The sequence below is a fragment of the Brachybacterium subflavum genome (genome assembly GCF_009299795.1).
GTDB lineage: Bacteria > Actinomycetota > Actinomycetes > Actinomycetales > Dermabacteraceae > Brachybacterium > Brachybacterium subflavum.
The window spans coordinates 707,853-721,997 of the sequence record NZ_VIGP01000002.1 but is presented as its reverse complement, the minus strand read 5'-3'; the positions used below and the strand labels follow the sequence as shown (position 1 = coordinate 721,997).

At 72.4% G+C, this 14,145-nt stretch carries 9 protein-coding genes; 3 read left to right on the top strand and 6 right to left on the bottom strand.

Translation table 11 applies throughout. The features are described 5' to 3' along the window. Positions 1 to 6 precede the first annotated feature (6 nt). From FHG10_RS06980 to FHG10_RS06960, 5 genes are all read right to left on the bottom strand, one after another. Positions 7 to 1,575 carry a rhamnulokinase gene (locus FHG10_RS06980; RefSeq protein WP_227488089.1) on the bottom strand — a complete coding sequence of 523 codons (1,569 nt, stop codon included), beginning with the start codon at positions 1,573 to 1,575 and terminating at the stop codon, positions 7 to 9. A 65-nt stretch (positions 1,576 to 1,640) separates the two neighbouring features. After that, positions 1,641 to 3,683 (bottom strand): bifunctional aldolase/short-chain dehydrogenase, encoded by a 2,043-nt coding sequence (locus FHG10_RS06975; RefSeq protein ID WP_152352567.1) that lies wholly within the window; start codon positions 3,681 to 3,683, stop codon positions 1,641 to 1,643. A 58-nt stretch (positions 3,684 to 3,741) separates the two neighbouring features. After that, positions 3,742 to 4,920, bottom strand: coding sequence for an L-rhamnose isomerase (gene rhaI / locus FHG10_RS06970; protein ID WP_152352566.1), 1,179 nt, complete (start codon positions 4,918 to 4,920; stop codon positions 3,742 to 3,744). Between the two features lie 67 nt (positions 4,921 to 4,987). Beyond that, positions 4,988 to 6,340, bottom strand: coding sequence for an MFS transporter (locus FHG10_RS06965; RefSeq protein WP_227488088.1), 1,353 nt, complete (start codon positions 6,338 to 6,340; stop codon positions 4,988 to 4,990). A 43-nt stretch (positions 6,341 to 6,383) separates the two neighbouring features. Beyond that, positions 6,384 to 7,724: an MFS transporter gene (locus FHG10_RS06960; RefSeq protein WP_152352565.1), complete on the bottom strand. Its 1,341-nt coding sequence runs from the start codon at positions 7,722 to 7,724 to the stop codon at positions 6,384 to 6,386. Positions 7,725 to 7,948: 224 nt separating this feature from the next. Between FHG10_RS06960 and FHG10_RS06955 the strand changes: the two genes are divergently transcribed. Together FHG10_RS06955 and FHG10_RS06950 are read left to right on the top strand one after the other, a co-directional pair. Then, positions 7,949 to 8,995, top strand: coding sequence for a hypothetical protein (locus tag FHG10_RS06955; protein WP_152352564.1), 1,047 nt, complete (start codon positions 7,949 to 7,951; stop codon positions 8,993 to 8,995). A gap of 234 nt (positions 8,996 to 9,229) precedes the next feature. After that, complete coding sequence (locus tag FHG10_RS06950; protein WP_227488087.1) at positions 9,230 to 10,192, top strand: alpha/beta hydrolase; 963 nt, start codon at positions 9,230 to 9,232, stop codon at positions 10,190 to 10,192. A 47-nt stretch (positions 10,193 to 10,239) separates the two neighbouring features. On the opposite strand, the gene FHG10_RS06945 is transcribed toward FHG10_RS06950, so the two are convergent. Further along, complete coding sequence (locus tag FHG10_RS06945; RefSeq protein WP_152352562.1) at positions 10,240 to 11,691, bottom strand: APC family permease; 1,452 nt, start codon at positions 11,689 to 11,691, stop codon at positions 10,240 to 10,242. Between the two features lie 158 nt (positions 11,692 to 11,849). Between FHG10_RS06945 and FHG10_RS06940 the strand changes: the two genes are divergently transcribed. Beyond that, the gene (locus FHG10_RS06940) at positions 11,850 to 14,141 is read left to right on the top strand and encodes a glycoside hydrolase family 3 C-terminal domain-containing protein (RefSeq protein WP_152352561.1); all 2,292 of its coding nucleotides are present in this window, start codon (positions 11,850 to 11,852) and stop codon (positions 14,139 to 14,141) included. The last annotated feature ends 4 nt before the right edge of the window (positions 14,142 to 14,145 follow it).

Genomic DNA, 14,145 nt, shown 5'->3' with positions numbered 1-14,145 from the left:
CGGCGCTCATCGCCCGCTCGTCTCCGAGCTCCCCTGGGGCGCGAACACCTCCAACTCCACGCTCGCGCGGACCAGCTCGCGGATCGAGCCCGGACCGTTCTGGATCGCGCCCAGGCTCCGCGCCTGCAGCGCCAGGTTCCCCAGCGCCGTCGCCTCCATCGGCCCCGCGACGACCTCGATGCCCAGGGCGTCCGCGGTCAGCTGGTTGAGCAGCCGGTTCCGGCTGCCGCCGCCCACCACGTGCAGGCGCTCCGGCAGCGAGCGCCGCGCGAGTCGGCACGCCGCGTGCAGCTCGTCGCGGTAGGTCTCGGCGAGGGACTCGAGAATGCAGCGCACCAGCTGGGCCGGGGTGCGCGGGCGCTCCTCGTCTCCGCCGATCACGCGGGCGGCATCGGCCACCCGGTCGGCCATCCGGCCCGGGGCGAGGAAGCACGGGTCCGTCGGGTCGATCCGGAACCTGTCGCCGGGGACCGCGGCCGCGGCAGCGAGCAGGTCGTCGAGGTCGATGCGGGCGCCAGTCTCCTCCCACTGCGCGATCGACTCGCTGACCAGCCACATCCCCGCGACGTTCTTGAGGAAGCGGAAGGTCTCGTCGACGCCGCGCTCGTTCGTGAACCCCGCCTCGCGCGCTCTCTCGGTGAGGACGGGCGACTCGAGCTCGAGGCCGATGAGCGACCAGGTGCCCGAGGAGATGAAGGCGACGGGGTCGTCGGACCCGGTGGATGCTGTGGGCGCAGAAGCCCCGTCGCCCCCGTCGCCCCCATCGACCCCGCCGCCCCCGCCGCCCCCGGCGGGCACGGCGAGCACGGCCGACGCCGTGTCGTGGGAGCCGACGGCGATCACCGGCACCTCACGGATGCCGAGGTCGCGCGCCAGGTCGGCGCGGACGATGCCGACGCGCTCCCCGGGCCTCACGAGCAGCGGGAACAGTCCCTCGTCCGCGCCCGCGGCCGCGAGCAGCTCGGGGGACCAGGAGTCCTCGTCGGCCGCGAGCATCCCCGTGGTCGAGGCGTTCGTGAGCTCCGTGCGGCGCTCACCGGTGAGCAGGAGCGCGAGCAGGTCGGGGACCAGCAGCGCCTGCGTGCCCGCGGGGGAGCTTCCGAGGCGATCGTCGGCCGCGAGTTGGTAGAGGGTGTTGAAGGGCTGCTGGGCGATGCCGGTCAGCGCGAACTGCCGAGCGACGTCGACCCGGTCGGCGACGCTCTCCGCGGCGCCGTCGGTGCGCTCGTCGCGATAGGCGATCACCTCGCCGAGGCGCTCGCCGTCGGGGCCGACGAGGGCATAGTCGACCGCCCAGGAGTCCACGCCGAGCGAGGCGATGCCGTCGGCACCGAGGTCTCCCGCGAGATGCTCGGCGGCGCTCAGTCCCTGCCGCACCTGCGACCAGAGGTCGTCGATGTCCCAGCTCAGATGGCCGTCGCGACGGTCCAGGCCGTTCTCGAAGCGGTGCGCGGCGTGGAGCTCGAGGCGGGTGGGCGCAGGAATGTCGGTATTGACGGCCCCGTCGGAGGAGGATCCGCGCAGCAGGCCTACCATCACGCGGCCAGAGGTCGCGCCCAGGTCGATCGCGGCCATGGCGAGGGGGTGGCCGCCGGCCCCGTCTGCCTGCGGGTGTGCCCCGTCGGACGCCGGTCCCGGGCTCATCGCAGGAACGCGGCCGCGACCCCCGCGTCGACGGGGATGTGCAGACCGGTGGTGTGGGAGAGGTCGCCTGCGGTCAGCGCGAACACGGCGTTCGCGACGTTTGCGGGGAGCACTTCGCGCTTGAGCAGGGTGCGCTGGGCGTAGAACTCGCCCAGCTCCTCCTCCTTGACACCGTAGACCTTCGCGCGGCTCGCGCCCCAGCCGCCCGCGAAGATCCCCGAGCCGCGCACCACCCCGTCCGGGTTGATGCCGTTGACGCGGATCTGGTGGCCGCCGAGCTCGGCCGCGAGCAGGCGCACCTGGTGGGCCTGATCGGCCTTGGTCGCCGAGTAGGCGATGTTGTTGGGGCCCGCGAACACGGAGTTCTTCGAGGAGATGTAGATGATGTCCCCGCCCATGGCCTGGTCGATCATCACGCGCGCGCTCTCGCGGGAGACCAGGAAGCTGCCGCGCGCCATCACGTCGTGCTGGAGGTCCCAGTCCTTCGCGGTCGTCTCGAGCAGCGGCTTGGAGAGGGAGAGCCCGGCGTTGTTGACGATCAGGTCGATGCCGCCGAAGGGGAGCACCGCGTCGGCCACCATCTGCACCACGGACGCCTCGTCGGAGACGTCGACCCGCAGCGCGATCGCGCGGTCGCTGCCGCCGAGCTCCTCGGCGACGGACTGGGCGTTCTCCAGGTTCAGGTCGGCGATGACCACGCACGCGCCCTCGGCGACGAGCCGCTCCGCCGTCGCCTTCCCGATCCCGGATCCGGCGCCGGTCACGAGCGCGACCCGCGTCGCGAGCGGCTTGGGCTTCGGCCGGCGCTGCAGCTTCGCCTCCTCGAGCGCCCAGTACTCGATGCGGAACTTCTCCGCCTCGTCGATGGGTGCGTAGGTCGAGACGGACTCGGCGCCGCGCATCACACGGATCGCGTTGACGTAGAACTCGCCGGCCACGCGCGCGGTCTGCGCGTCGGCCCCGAAGGAGAACATGCCCACGCCCGGGACCAGCACGATCGCCGGATCGGCACCACGCATGGCGGGGGAGTCGGCCGACGCATGCCGCTTGTAGTAGGCGGCGTAGTCCTCGCGGTAGACCTCGTGCAGCTCGCGCAGTCGGGCCACCTGCTCCTCGGTCGAGGCATCCGAGGGCAGGTCGAGGACCAGCGGCTTGACCTTCGTGCGCAGGAAGTGGTCGGGGCATGAGGTGCCGAGCTCGGCGAGGGCGGCGAGCTTCTCGCCGGCGAGGAACTCGTGGACGTCCTCGGTGTCGGTCCAGTGCCCGATCATCGGCGCATCGGTCGAGGCGAGCCCACGGATCACCGGGAACAGGGCCGAGGCCTTCGCGCGGCGCTCGGCCTCCGGGAGCGCCTCGCGGGAGGGGTCGTGCGCGCCGAAGGGCTCGGCGGTCCCGTGCTCGTCGAGGAACGCCTGGGCATCGCGGATGATCCGCTCGGAGTTCTGCTGCGTCTCCTGCGAGCTCTCGCCCCAGGCGGTGATGCCGTGCCCGCCCAGGATGCAGCCGATCGCCTGCGGGTGCGCCTGCTTGATCTCCGCGATGTCCAGGCCCAGCTGGAAGCCCGGCCGGCGCCACGGCACCCACACCACGGCCTCGCCGAAGATCTCGCGGGTCAGGCGCTCACCGTCGGCCGCGGTCGCGATCGCGATGCCGGCGTCGGGGTGGAGATGATCGACGTGCGCGGCGTCGACGAGGGCGTGCATCGCCGTGTCGATCGACGGGGCCGCGCCGCCTTTGCCGAAGAGGCAGTGGTCGAAGGCGGCGACCATCTCGTCCTCGCGCTCCACGCCCGGGTACACATCCCGCAGCGCGCGCACGCGGTCCAGGCGCAGCACCGCCAGGCCCTTCTCCTCCAGGGTGCCGAGGTCGCCGCCGGAGCCCTTGACCCACAGCAGGTCGACGTCCTGGCCGGTCACGGGATCGGTGTCGGTGCCCTTGGCCGACGTGTTGCCGCCGGCGAAGTTCGTGGTGCGCGGGTCCGCGCCCAGCTGGTGGGAGCGCTCCAGGAGCGCGTCGATGGTCTCGCGGGCAGTGGTCATGAAGATTCTCCTGTCGAGGATGCGGAGGGGAGATCGGGTCCGGCCGACGTGGGAGGGCTCAGGCGCCCCAGCCCATCTGGTCGCCGCCCACGCGCTCGGCGGCGACCTTCTCCTCGTAGCCGCTCGCGCGGAACGCCGCGAAGGGATCGGCGGGCAGGCCGCGCTCCTCGCGGAAGGCCGCGAGCGCCGGGCGGACGTCGGTCCAGAAGGCGTCCATGAGGATGCCGTTCGCCTCGAGCACGTCGTTGCGGCGCTGGGCGTCGCCGAGGGCCTCGCGATCCACGAGCAGCGCCTTGGCCAGGGCCTCCTGCACGTTCATCACCGAGCGGATCTGGCCCTGGATCTTCGACTCCAGGTTGTGGCACTGGTCGAGCATGAAGTTCACGCCCGACTCCGGGCGATGGGCGTCCTGCTGGACGATCTCGAAGAGGATCCGCACGAGCTGGAACGGGTCGGCGGCGCCCACGATGAGGTCGTCGTCCGCGTAGTTGCGGGAGTTGAAGTCGAAGGCGCCCAGGCGCTGCTGGCGCAGCAGCTGGGCGACGATGAACTCGATGTTCGTGCCCGGCGCATGGTGGCCGGTGTCGAGCACGACCATCGCCTTCTCGCCCAGGGCGAGGCAGTGCAGCAGGCTCGTGCCCCAGTCCGGGACGTCCGTGTGGTAGAACGCCGGCTCGAAGAACTTGTACTCGAGCACGAGCCGCTCGTCGTCCGCGAGGCCCCCGTAGACCTCCTGCAGGGACTCGGCGAGGCGGTCCTGGCGCTCCCGGATCGAGTCCTGGCCGGCGTAGTTCGTGCCGTCGGCCAGCCAGATCTTCAGCTCCTTCGAACCGGTCGCCCGCATGACGTCGATGCACTCGAGGTGGTGGTCGATCGCCTGGCAGCGCACGGTCCTGTCGCCGTGGGTGAGGGAGCCGAACTTGAAGGTGTCGTCCTGGAAGGTGTTGGAGTTGATCATGCCGACGGTGACGCCCTGCTCACGGGCGTAGTCGGCGAGGCCGCCGAAGTCCTCGACCCGGTCCCAGGGGTAGTGCAGGGAGACCCGCGGGGCGGCGCCGGTGAAGGCGTGCGTCTGTGCGGCGTCGGCGATCTTCTCGTACGGGTCGCGCGGGGTGCCGGGCGTCGTGAACACCTTGAAGCGGGTGCCGGAGTTCCCGTAGCCCCAGCTGGGCACCTCGATCGAGAAGTCGGCGAGGTCGCGGGCGATCGGGGCGGGGAGGGCGGTCAGCTGCGGCATGGGGTTCTCCTTCGTGAGAGGGGTGCGGGGAGCGGGGTGCATGGGTGGGGCTGCGGCGGGCGGTGCATCAGGCCGGAGTCGCGGACGGCGGCCTGTCCCGGGCGGCGGGAGCGTCGGAGCGGAGTCCCTGCTCCCTGAGCTCCTCCTGCGCCTCGCCGAGGTCCTTCGCCTCGACGTCGAAGAGGTTCGCGCGGCGCCCGCGGAAGACGACGTATCCGATGACCACGCCGATCAGCACCACCGCCGCGATCCCCGCGTAGAAGGCGCGGGGGTTCGCGTACAGCAGGGACGGGGTGAGGATGCCGGTGACGGCCGCGATCACGCGGGCCACGGCGATCGTGGTGCCCTGCGCGCTCGAGCGCATGAGGGTCGGGAAGGACTCCTGGGACCAGACCTTCATGATGGCCTCGAAGGCGAAGCCGCCGCCGAAGCCGTTGACGATCTGCATGATGATCCAGACCGGCAGCGAGAAGCCCAGCACGGCGGGCAGCAGGTAGGAGACCACCAGCGCCACGGCGCCGACGAGGAACCAGGTCATGCGGTGCGGTGTGTCCACGATCCGCATGAACAGGAACGCCCAGAGGAAGCCGGCGGGGAACAGCACCAGACTGATCAGGGAGTTCAGCTGCACCGAGACGCCGACGACGTTCACCGCGATCCAGGTGCCGAACTGGCCGCCCGTGTTCGCGCCGATGTTCGTGAGCGAATAGAACACCAGGATCGCGGCGAAGGGCACGAGGTAGAGGCGCTCGGTCAGCAGGTCCCGCAGCCCGGTGCGCTGGGCGCGGACGGTGCCCGCCCCGGCGAGTCGCTCGGCGTGGGCGTCCTGCCACGAGCGAGACTCCGGGATCGTCAGGCGCAGCGCGAGGACCACGAGTGCGATCACCCCGATCATGGCGAACATGATCTGCCCGCCCAGGTGGCCCATTCCTCCCACCACCGCGGAAGTGGCCGTCGTGCCCAGGATGCCCGCGGTCCACAGCACCTGGGAGAAGCCGAGCAGCTTCCCGCGGTTCGCGTCGGTCGCGGCTTCGGAGATCGTGGCGAGCGAGACGGGCAGGTCGGCGCCGGTGCCGAGTCCCACGAGCACCGTGCCCAGCAGCAGACTGGTGAAGGTGCCCGCGAGGACGAGGAGCACGGCGCCGAGGACCACCATCGCCATCGTCGCGATGAAGACGTGCCGTCGGCCGAGCCGGTCGCCCAGTCGCCCGCCCGTGATCGCGCCGATCGCGATGCAGAAGGTGAGCAGACCGGAGAGGATCCCCACCTGGCCGTTCGTCAGGCCGATCGCCTGCTGGTAGATCACCAGGGCGATCCCGGAGCTCACGATCGCGGCGGCGTCGATGTAGGAGGCCATGCCGCAGACGATCGCGACGTGCCACGGACGGGTAGCGCGCGCACGCGCGGCGTCGACGGTCATGATCGGGCTCCTGGGATCGGACGGGGGCCGTCGTGGTGCATGGTCAGCGCCCCTCGTCGTCGGTCCGGGGACGTCCCGCCTCGGCATCGAGCAGCCCGGCCGAGACGACCTCGCCGTAGCGCTCGATCTCGATCTCCCGCAGCTCCTTGCCCTGCGTGCGCGGCGCGAAGATCGTGCCGATCAGGGTGGAGGCGAGCAGGAAGGCGATGAGGATCAGGCCGTCGATGAGCAGGCCGTTCGCGCCCATCAGGATCACGGGGAAGACCAGCGAGATGATCCCCGAGGCGACGCGGACGGTGAAGAAGACCAGTCCCTGGGCCCCCGCGCGATACGGAGTCGCGAACAGCTCCGGCGACCACACCGAGTAGAACGCCTGCGCAGACGGCCCGGAGGAGAGCCCCCACAGGATCGCGTAGCCGAAGGCGGTGGCCGCCGCGGTGGAGGGCCCGAAGACGAGGACGACCCACGAGACCACGGCCATCGCTCCGCCGACGAGGATGAACCAGCGGTAGGACACCTTGTCGACGAACACCATGAACACGATCGTGCCGATGATGACGAAGGCCCAGGTGAGCATCGAGAAGAGATCCGAGGCGAGCGTCCCGAAGCCCATCGACGACAGGATCGTGGGCAGGAAGATCCCGTTCTGGCTCGCCGCCTGGTTCCAGAAGGTGTAGATGGCGACCAGGAACAGCAGGGCCGTGATGTTGGCCTTGCGGCTGAACAGGCCGCGCAGGGAGGTCCAGATCGACGGGGCCTTGGCCTGCTGTCCGCCCTTGGACTTCTGCCATGCCTCGGATTCGTAGAGTCCCTGGCGGATGTACCAGGTGACCAGGGCGATCACCACGAGGTGCGCGAAGATGATCCGGCTGCCCACCAGACCCAGGGGCGAGAGCAGGGCGGCGAGACCGAAGCCGATGAACGGGCCGACGGACCACGCGAGCTGGGTGGCGCCGATGTGGCGCCCGCGCTGGTGCGTCGGCGCGGACTCCGCGATGTACGTCCAGCCGGCGGGCACCGATGCGCCCACCGCGAGACCGATGACGATGAAGCCGACGAAGAGCATCGGCAGGTTCATCGCGAACGTCGCGATCAGGCCGCCGACCGCGTACAGCAGCAGGTCGTAGGTGTAGATGAACTTGCGGCCGTACTTGTCGCAGAGCGGGCCGCCGATGAGCGCGCCGACGGCGGCGCCGAAGGCGTTCGAGCTGAACGCGGCGAGCAGGCCGGCGATGCGGCCGCTGTCGTCCGGGAAGTAGGCGGCGCCCCAGAACCCCAGGGACGTGGCGATCGCGATGATCGAGCCGGAGTCGATGTAGTTGGACATCGAGACGGCCGCGGTCGCCTTCCAGCCGGTCAGTGGCTTGGGTCGGCCGATGGGCATGAGCGCTGACTCCTTCGTCGTGCTGCGGGGCCGGTCGTGGGGTGCGGTCCGCGGCGCGATCTCCGGGCTGCGGGCGGGGCCATGGTGGGCCGGCGATGCACACCGTAGATCTGAAACGATTCATTCGTCAAGCGGGGTGGTCGGTCCGTGCCCTGCGGACTCAGGAGTGCACCTGCGCGCGGGCGGTGACGGGCGGTGACAGGTGGCAGCGGGAGAATGGGGCCGTGACGACGCAGACGCCGCAGGGCACGCCGACCGACCCGCGCGAGGCCGAGCGCGCCGAGCTCCGCTCCCTGCTCGGGTGCGATCGCCCCGGGGCGCTGGTTCCCGCTGCCGCGCCGGCGCCGACTGCGGCGCTCGTCTCCGGTGCGGACCGCTTCGACCCCGCCCCTCCGGGCTCGCCGGCCCCGCCCGGGCCCGAGGACGTGCAGGTCGCCCCCGCGGACCGCGATCCGTTCCCCGCGCTCCTGCTGCGGCCGGCGCCCCATCGCGCGACCGGTGCCGCGGTGGTGCTCGTGCCCGGGCACGGCGCGGGGATGCGGGCCGTCGTCGGTCCGGGCGATGCGTACCACGGGGCGATCCTCCAGCGCCTCGACGACCGCGGCATCACGGTGCTCGTGCCGGAGATGATCTCCTTCGGGGAGCGTCGCACGCCGCCCGCGCCGGGCGCCGAACCCTACGGGCCCGCCGAGAGCAGCTGCGCGGTCGATGCGGCCCGGCATCTCCTGCACGGCATCCCGCTGCTCGGTGCCCGCGTCGCCGACGCCTCCGCCGCTGCGGCGGCCCTGCGCGATCTGCCGGGTATTGCTCCAGAGCGGGTCGGGGTCGCGGGCGGCTCCGGCGGAGGCACCGTCGCGCTGCTCCTCGCGGCAGCCGACACCGCGATTCCCGCAGCCCTGGTCGCGAACTACTTCTCGTCGTTCGCCGCGAGCATCGCCGCGCGTCCCCACTGCCCGTGCAACATCGTTCCCGGCCTGCTTCCAGCGTTCGAGATGGCGGACATCGCCGCCCTCGTCGCCCCGCGCACTCTCGTGCTCGAGGCAGGGGAGGCGGATCCGCTCTTCCCGATCGAGGCCGCCCGCGAGTCCTTCGCTCGATTGGAGGGGCTGTGGGGCGCGAGCCTCTCGGACAGCACGGACGCAACGGACGGCACGCACCTCGAGAAGACCTGCCCCGCCCCCTCCGAACACCCCGCACTCGTCGTCTCCACCGCAGGTCACCGCCTCGTGGGGCAGGAGTCGGTCGACCTGCTGGCAGCCGCCCTGGCGTGAGCGCGCGGCCGCCGCGCGCGCCCGCCGCCACCGCGAGGTCGGCCGCGATGTGGGATCATCGAAGCGCCCTCACGGCTCGCGGCGGTGCCCGAAAGGCGGCCCGCGCGAGCGCTTTCCCGACCGATCGGAGCACTGATGCCCGCCGACCTAGCGTCGTCACCGGCGCCCTCGCAGACCGCGACCGCACCCGAGCAGCCCACCCCGGAGCCTCCAGGGGGTGAGATGGCCCGGCGGATGAGGGCCCTCGGTGCAGCGGCCAGCTGGGAGGAGGTGGACGAGGAGGTCCGCGCGGCATGGGACGCGCCCTACGGCGATGCCGAGGAGTGGCCGGTCGAGGCCGTCGACCGCGAGATCCCGGGCCCGCACGGCCCGGTGCCCGTGCGCGTGTACACCCCGCGGGGGCCGGCGTTCGCGCCGCGCCCGCTGCTGGTGTGGTGCCACGGCGGCTCCTTCATGCACGGCGACCTCGAGATGCCCGAGGCCGATCAGGTCGCGCGCGGCGTCGCCGGCCGGGCCGACGCGATCGTCGTATCCGTCGACTACCGCCTGTGCGATGAGCCCCCGGAGCTGGGCGGGAACCCCGCCCGCAGCGTGGGTGGATCACGCGGAGGGGTGCACGCCCCGATCCCCGGCGACGACGTGTGCGCAGTGGTGCACTGGGCCCGCGAGAGCGCCGACGAGCTGGGCGCCGACCCGCTGAGGATCGCCCTGGGCGGGGCGAGCGCGGGCGGCAACCTCGCAGCCGCCGCGACCCTGCGCCTCTCCGAGGAGGGCATACCGCTCGCCGCGTCCCTGCTCATGTACCCCGTCGCCCACGCCTCGCTCCCGGAGCCCACGGCGGAGGAGGAGGCGGCGCTCGGCGTCACCCCGCCCGTGCTCCGCTTCCCGCCGGAGACGATGCGGATCATGCGCGCCGCCTACGTGGGCGGCGACCCCGAGGACGCCGGTGCGGAGGTGTTCCCCGCGTTCGCCTCCGCCGAGCGCCTCGCGGCCCTGCCGCGCACGTACATCGAGTCCGACGAGTTCGACGACCTGCGGGTCAGCTCGCGTGCCTACGCCGACCAGCTCGCGCAGGCCGACGTCGACGTCGAGCACGTGGTGCGCCGCGGCGTGTGCCATGGGCATCTGAATCGTGTGGGTCTGCGCGAGACGGGCGAGTCCATGGACCGGATGGCCCAGATCATGCGCGAGCTGTGAACCCGGGATGATCCGGCGCCGGGGCGGGGCCGCCGCGGCCGCTCCGCTCAGCCCCGAACCACGGCCCGCTGCGGCTCCCGCTTCGCCTCCCGCAGGGTCCCTGCGAGAGGGCCGACCATCTCGTCGAACGCGCGCTCGGGGTCAGTCGGCCGCGGAGTGAGGACGAACAGGATCGCGCCGAGAACCACCCACGCGATGAGGATCAGGTACTCCTGCGGCCACTGCAGCGACATCTCCACGCCCGGCACGGGCACCAGCGTGAAGACGATGACCAGGATCGCCCCGAGCGCGCCGACGGCCGGGAGGAACCCGGGCCGGGCCCGGTAGGTGCGATCGAGTCCCGGGTAGACGCGCGGAAGCCGGTACTTCGCGAGCACCACGAGGAACCACACGATGCCCAGGAACACGCCGCCGGCATCGAGGAACCAGATGATCGCGCCCGGGCCCAGCAGGCCGAGCAGCACGGTGACCACGAGGATGAACAGCAGCGCCCGCCGGGGCACGCCCGAGCGCTCGTCGACCTTCGCGAGGCCGTGGGGGAGCAGTCGCGAGCGGGCGAGCGCGAGCACCACGCGGCTGGAGGCGACGAACAGCCCCAGGAAGCTCGTGATCAGGCCCAGCACGGCGATGAGGAACGCGCCGAGCCCCAGCAGCGGCAGCCCGGCCGCGGTGAAGGCGTCGATCGTGCCGAGGTCCATGCCGGCGACGTCCTCCCACGGGCCCACGTACGCCGTCGCGAGCAGCACCGCGGTGTAGAACGCGGCGGCGCAGCCGACCGTGGCGACCACCGCCCGGCCCACGCGCCGCGGGGACAGGCTCGACTCCTCGGCGAGCACGGCGACCAGGGAGAAGCCGACCACGTAGGTGATGCCGGGGACCACCATCCGCAGGGTCGAGGCGACCGGAGGCTGCTCCGAGGTCCACATCGGCCACAGGTTCGCGGGGGACCCGACCACCAGGGCGCCGATCACGAGCGCCGCGCCGATCAGCAGCATCGCCCCGAACAGCACCACCTGGATCTGCGCGCCGAGCGAGACCCCGAACCAGTTGAGCCCGAAGACCACCAGGGTCAGGCCGAGACCGGCGGCGAGCACCGGCAGCGTCACGGGCGCGCCACCCACCGAGTACAGGGGGATCGTGTCCATCGCCGGGACGTACTTCGCCAGCAGCGTCCCGAACGCGGTGACGTAGAAGGCGAGGGAGGAGATAAAGGCGCCGATGTGGAACCAGCCGGTCGCGAAGCCAGCCGAGCGTCCGAGCGACGTGTACCCCCACACGACCTCGCCGCCCGCGCGGGGCACGGCGCTGGTCATCTCGCCGTAGGCGAGGGCCACGCAGGCGGCGAGGGCCGCGCCGATCAGCAGGCCGATGATCATGCCGCCCGCGCCGAGGTCGGCGAAGAACGAGGAGGACGTGTAGATCCAGCTGGAGCCGACGACCCCGGCGACGCCGAGGGCGATCAGCGAGGGCAGGCCGAGTGTCTTCTTCAGATCAGCCATGGACGGAGCCTCCGGGGGAGTCGGGGACGAGCCCGGCCATGCTACGAGTGCCCAGGATCCGGCGGGGCCGCTCTGACGTACTGTGCGATCACCACGATCCGCAGGGGCCGCGCGCGGTGCGCCGTCGGCCCGCAGGTCCCGACGCAGGAAGGACCGCCATGTCCGAGAACACCGCCCCCGACCGACCTGTCGACCCGTCGGCCGACGTCGCCGCGCTCACCCAGGAGGAGAAGATCGCGCTCACCGGCGGCGCGGACTTCTGGCATCTGCACGGCGCCCCGTCCCTGGGGCTCGGGCAGATCCAGGTCAGCGACGGCCCGCACGGCCTGCGCCAGCAGTCCGGCGCGGCCGACAACCTGGGGCTGAACGACTCGGTCGAGGCCACCTGCTTCCCGCCCGCCGTCGGCCTCGCCTCGACCTGGAGTCGCTCGAGCGCCGTCGCCGTCGCCGGAGCGATCGCCGAGGAGGCCCTCGCCGGAGGCGTCTCGGTGGTGCTGGGCCCGGGCATGAACATCAAGCGCTCGCCGCTGTGCGGACGCAACTTCGAGTACTTCTCCGAGGACCCGCACCTGGCGGGCGAGCTCGCGACCGCCTTCGTGGACGGCATGCAGGAGCGCGGCGTCGGCACCTCGATCAAGCACTTCGCCCTGAACAACCAGGAGACCGACCGCATGCGCGTGGACGTCGACGTCGACGAGCGCACCATGCACGAGATCTACCTGCGCGCCTTCCGCACCGTGGTCACGCGCGCCCAGCCGTGGACCGTCATGTGCTCCTACAACAGCGTGGGCGGCACGCCGGTCGCGCGGAACCGCCGACTGCTCACCGAGATCCTGCGCGAGCAGTGGGGCTTCGAGGGGCTCGTGGTCTCCGACTGGGGCGCCGTCGAGGACCGCCCCGCCTCCGTGCAGGCCGGGCTCGACCTGCAGATGCCCGCCGATCCCTTCGGCGAGCAGGACCTGCGCGACGCGGTCGAGCACGGGGACGTGGACCAGGAGGCCCTGGACCGCGCCGCCGGGAAGGCCGTCGCCCTCCTGCGCCGCGGGCTCGCCGCCGCCGATCCGGAGGCGACCTACGACGTGGACGCCCACCACCGCATCGCCGTCGAGGCCGCGCACCGCGCCCTCGTGCTGCTGGAGAACGACGGCACCCTCCCGCTCGCCGAGGTGGGGACGGTCGAGGGCGGCGCTGCGGGTGCGGCGTCCGGCGCGGAGGGTCTCGTGGTCCTCGGCGACTTCGCGCAGACCCCGCGCTACCAGGGCGCCGGCTCCTCGCACGTGAACCCGACCCGCCTCACCGACGCCCTCGGCGCGATCCGCGCGATCGCCGGCGAGCAGGTGCCCTTCGCGCGCGGCTTCGTGCCCGGCGGGGCCGACGGGGACTCCTCGGACGAGGCCCTGCGCGCGGAGGCCGTCGAGCTCGCGCGCGGAGCCCGCACCGCCGTGCTGTTCCTGGGGCTCGGCGAGGACGTCGAGTCCGAGGGCTTCGACCGCACCGACATCGAGCTGCCCGCGGCCCAGCTGCAGCTGCTCGAGGAGGTGCGTGCGGTCGCCGAGCGCGTGGTCGTCGTCCTCTCGGGCGGCTCCGTGGTGCGCCTGCCCGAGTCCCTGCGCAGTGTGAACGCCCTGCTCGAGGGCTGGCTGCTGGGCCAGGGCGGGGGAGAGGCCACGGCCGACGTCCTCTTCGGCCGCGCGAACCCCTCGGGCCGCCTCGCCGAGACCATCCCGCTGCGCCTCGAGGACAGCCCCTCCTATCTCCACTTCCCCGGCGAGGACTCGCGCGTGCGCTACGGCGAGGGTCTGTTCGTCGGCTACCGCGGCGTCGACGCCGTGGACGTGCCGGTCGCCTACCCCTTCGGCCACGGCCTGAGCTTCACGACGTTCGCGCACAGCGACCTGACGGCGACCGCCGCGGCAGGGGGCGGCATCGACCTCGAGGTCACCGTCGAGAACATCGGGGATCGCGCCGGCCGCGAGGTCGTCCAGGCCTACGTCTCCGTGCCGGACTCGCGCGTGACCCGCGCCCCGCGCGAGCTCAAGGGCTTCGCCGAGGTCGAGCTCGAGCCCGGCGCCTGCGAGCGCGTGCGGATCCAGGTCCCCGCCGAGGACCTGCAGTTCTGGAGCCCGGCGGCCGGCGGCTGGGCCGTCGAGAGCGGCACCTACCGGGTCGAGGTCGGCGCCTCGAGCCGCGATCTGCGCCTCGCGGCCGACGTCGAGATCGCGGGCGACGAGCCCCGGCCCGAGATGACGATGACCTCGACCCCGCTCGAGATCCGCGCGATCCCCGGCGGCGAGGAGGCGCTCGAGGAGCTGCTCGGCGGCAGCGGGCTGTTCGCCGACCCCGAGATGCTGAAGATGGCCGAGCAGATCCCCGTCGGCCGCTTCACCGGCCTCGGCGGGTTCAGCCGCGAGCAGCTCCAAGAGATGCTCGACCGCGTGAACAGGGGCTGACCGC

Excerpts from the sequence above, each read along its gene's own strand:
- FHG10_RS06980 (WP_227488089.1), bottom strand. The coding sequence starts at position 1,575 with ATGGCCGCGATCGACCTGGGCGCGACCTCTGGCCGCGTGATGGTAGGC.
- FHG10_RS06975 (WP_152352567.1), bottom strand. The coding sequence starts at position 3,683 with ATGACCACTGCCCGCGAGACCATCGACGCGCTCCTGGAGCGCTCCCAC.
- rhaI (WP_152352566.1), bottom strand. The coding sequence starts at position 4,920 with ATGCCGCAGCTGACCGCCCTCCCCGCCCCGATCGCCCGCGACCTCGCC.
- FHG10_RS06965 (WP_227488088.1), bottom strand. The coding sequence starts at position 6,340 with ATGACCGTCGACGCCGCGCGTGCGCGCGCTACCCGTCCGTGGCACGTC.
- FHG10_RS06960 (WP_152352565.1), bottom strand. The coding sequence starts at position 7,724 with ATGCCCATCGGCCGACCCAAGCCACTGACCGGCTGGAAGGCGACCGCG.
- FHG10_RS06950 (WP_227488087.1), top strand. The coding sequence starts at position 9,230 with ATGAGGGCCCTCGGTGCAGCGGCCAGCTGGGAGGAGGTGGACGAGGAG.
- FHG10_RS06945 (WP_152352562.1), bottom strand. The coding sequence starts at position 11,691 with ATGGCTGATCTGAAGAAGACACTCGGCCTGCCCTCGCTGATCGCCCTC.
- FHG10_RS06940 (WP_152352561.1), top strand. The coding sequence starts at position 11,850 with ATGTCCGAGAACACCGCCCCCGACCGACCTGTCGACCCGTCGGCCGAC.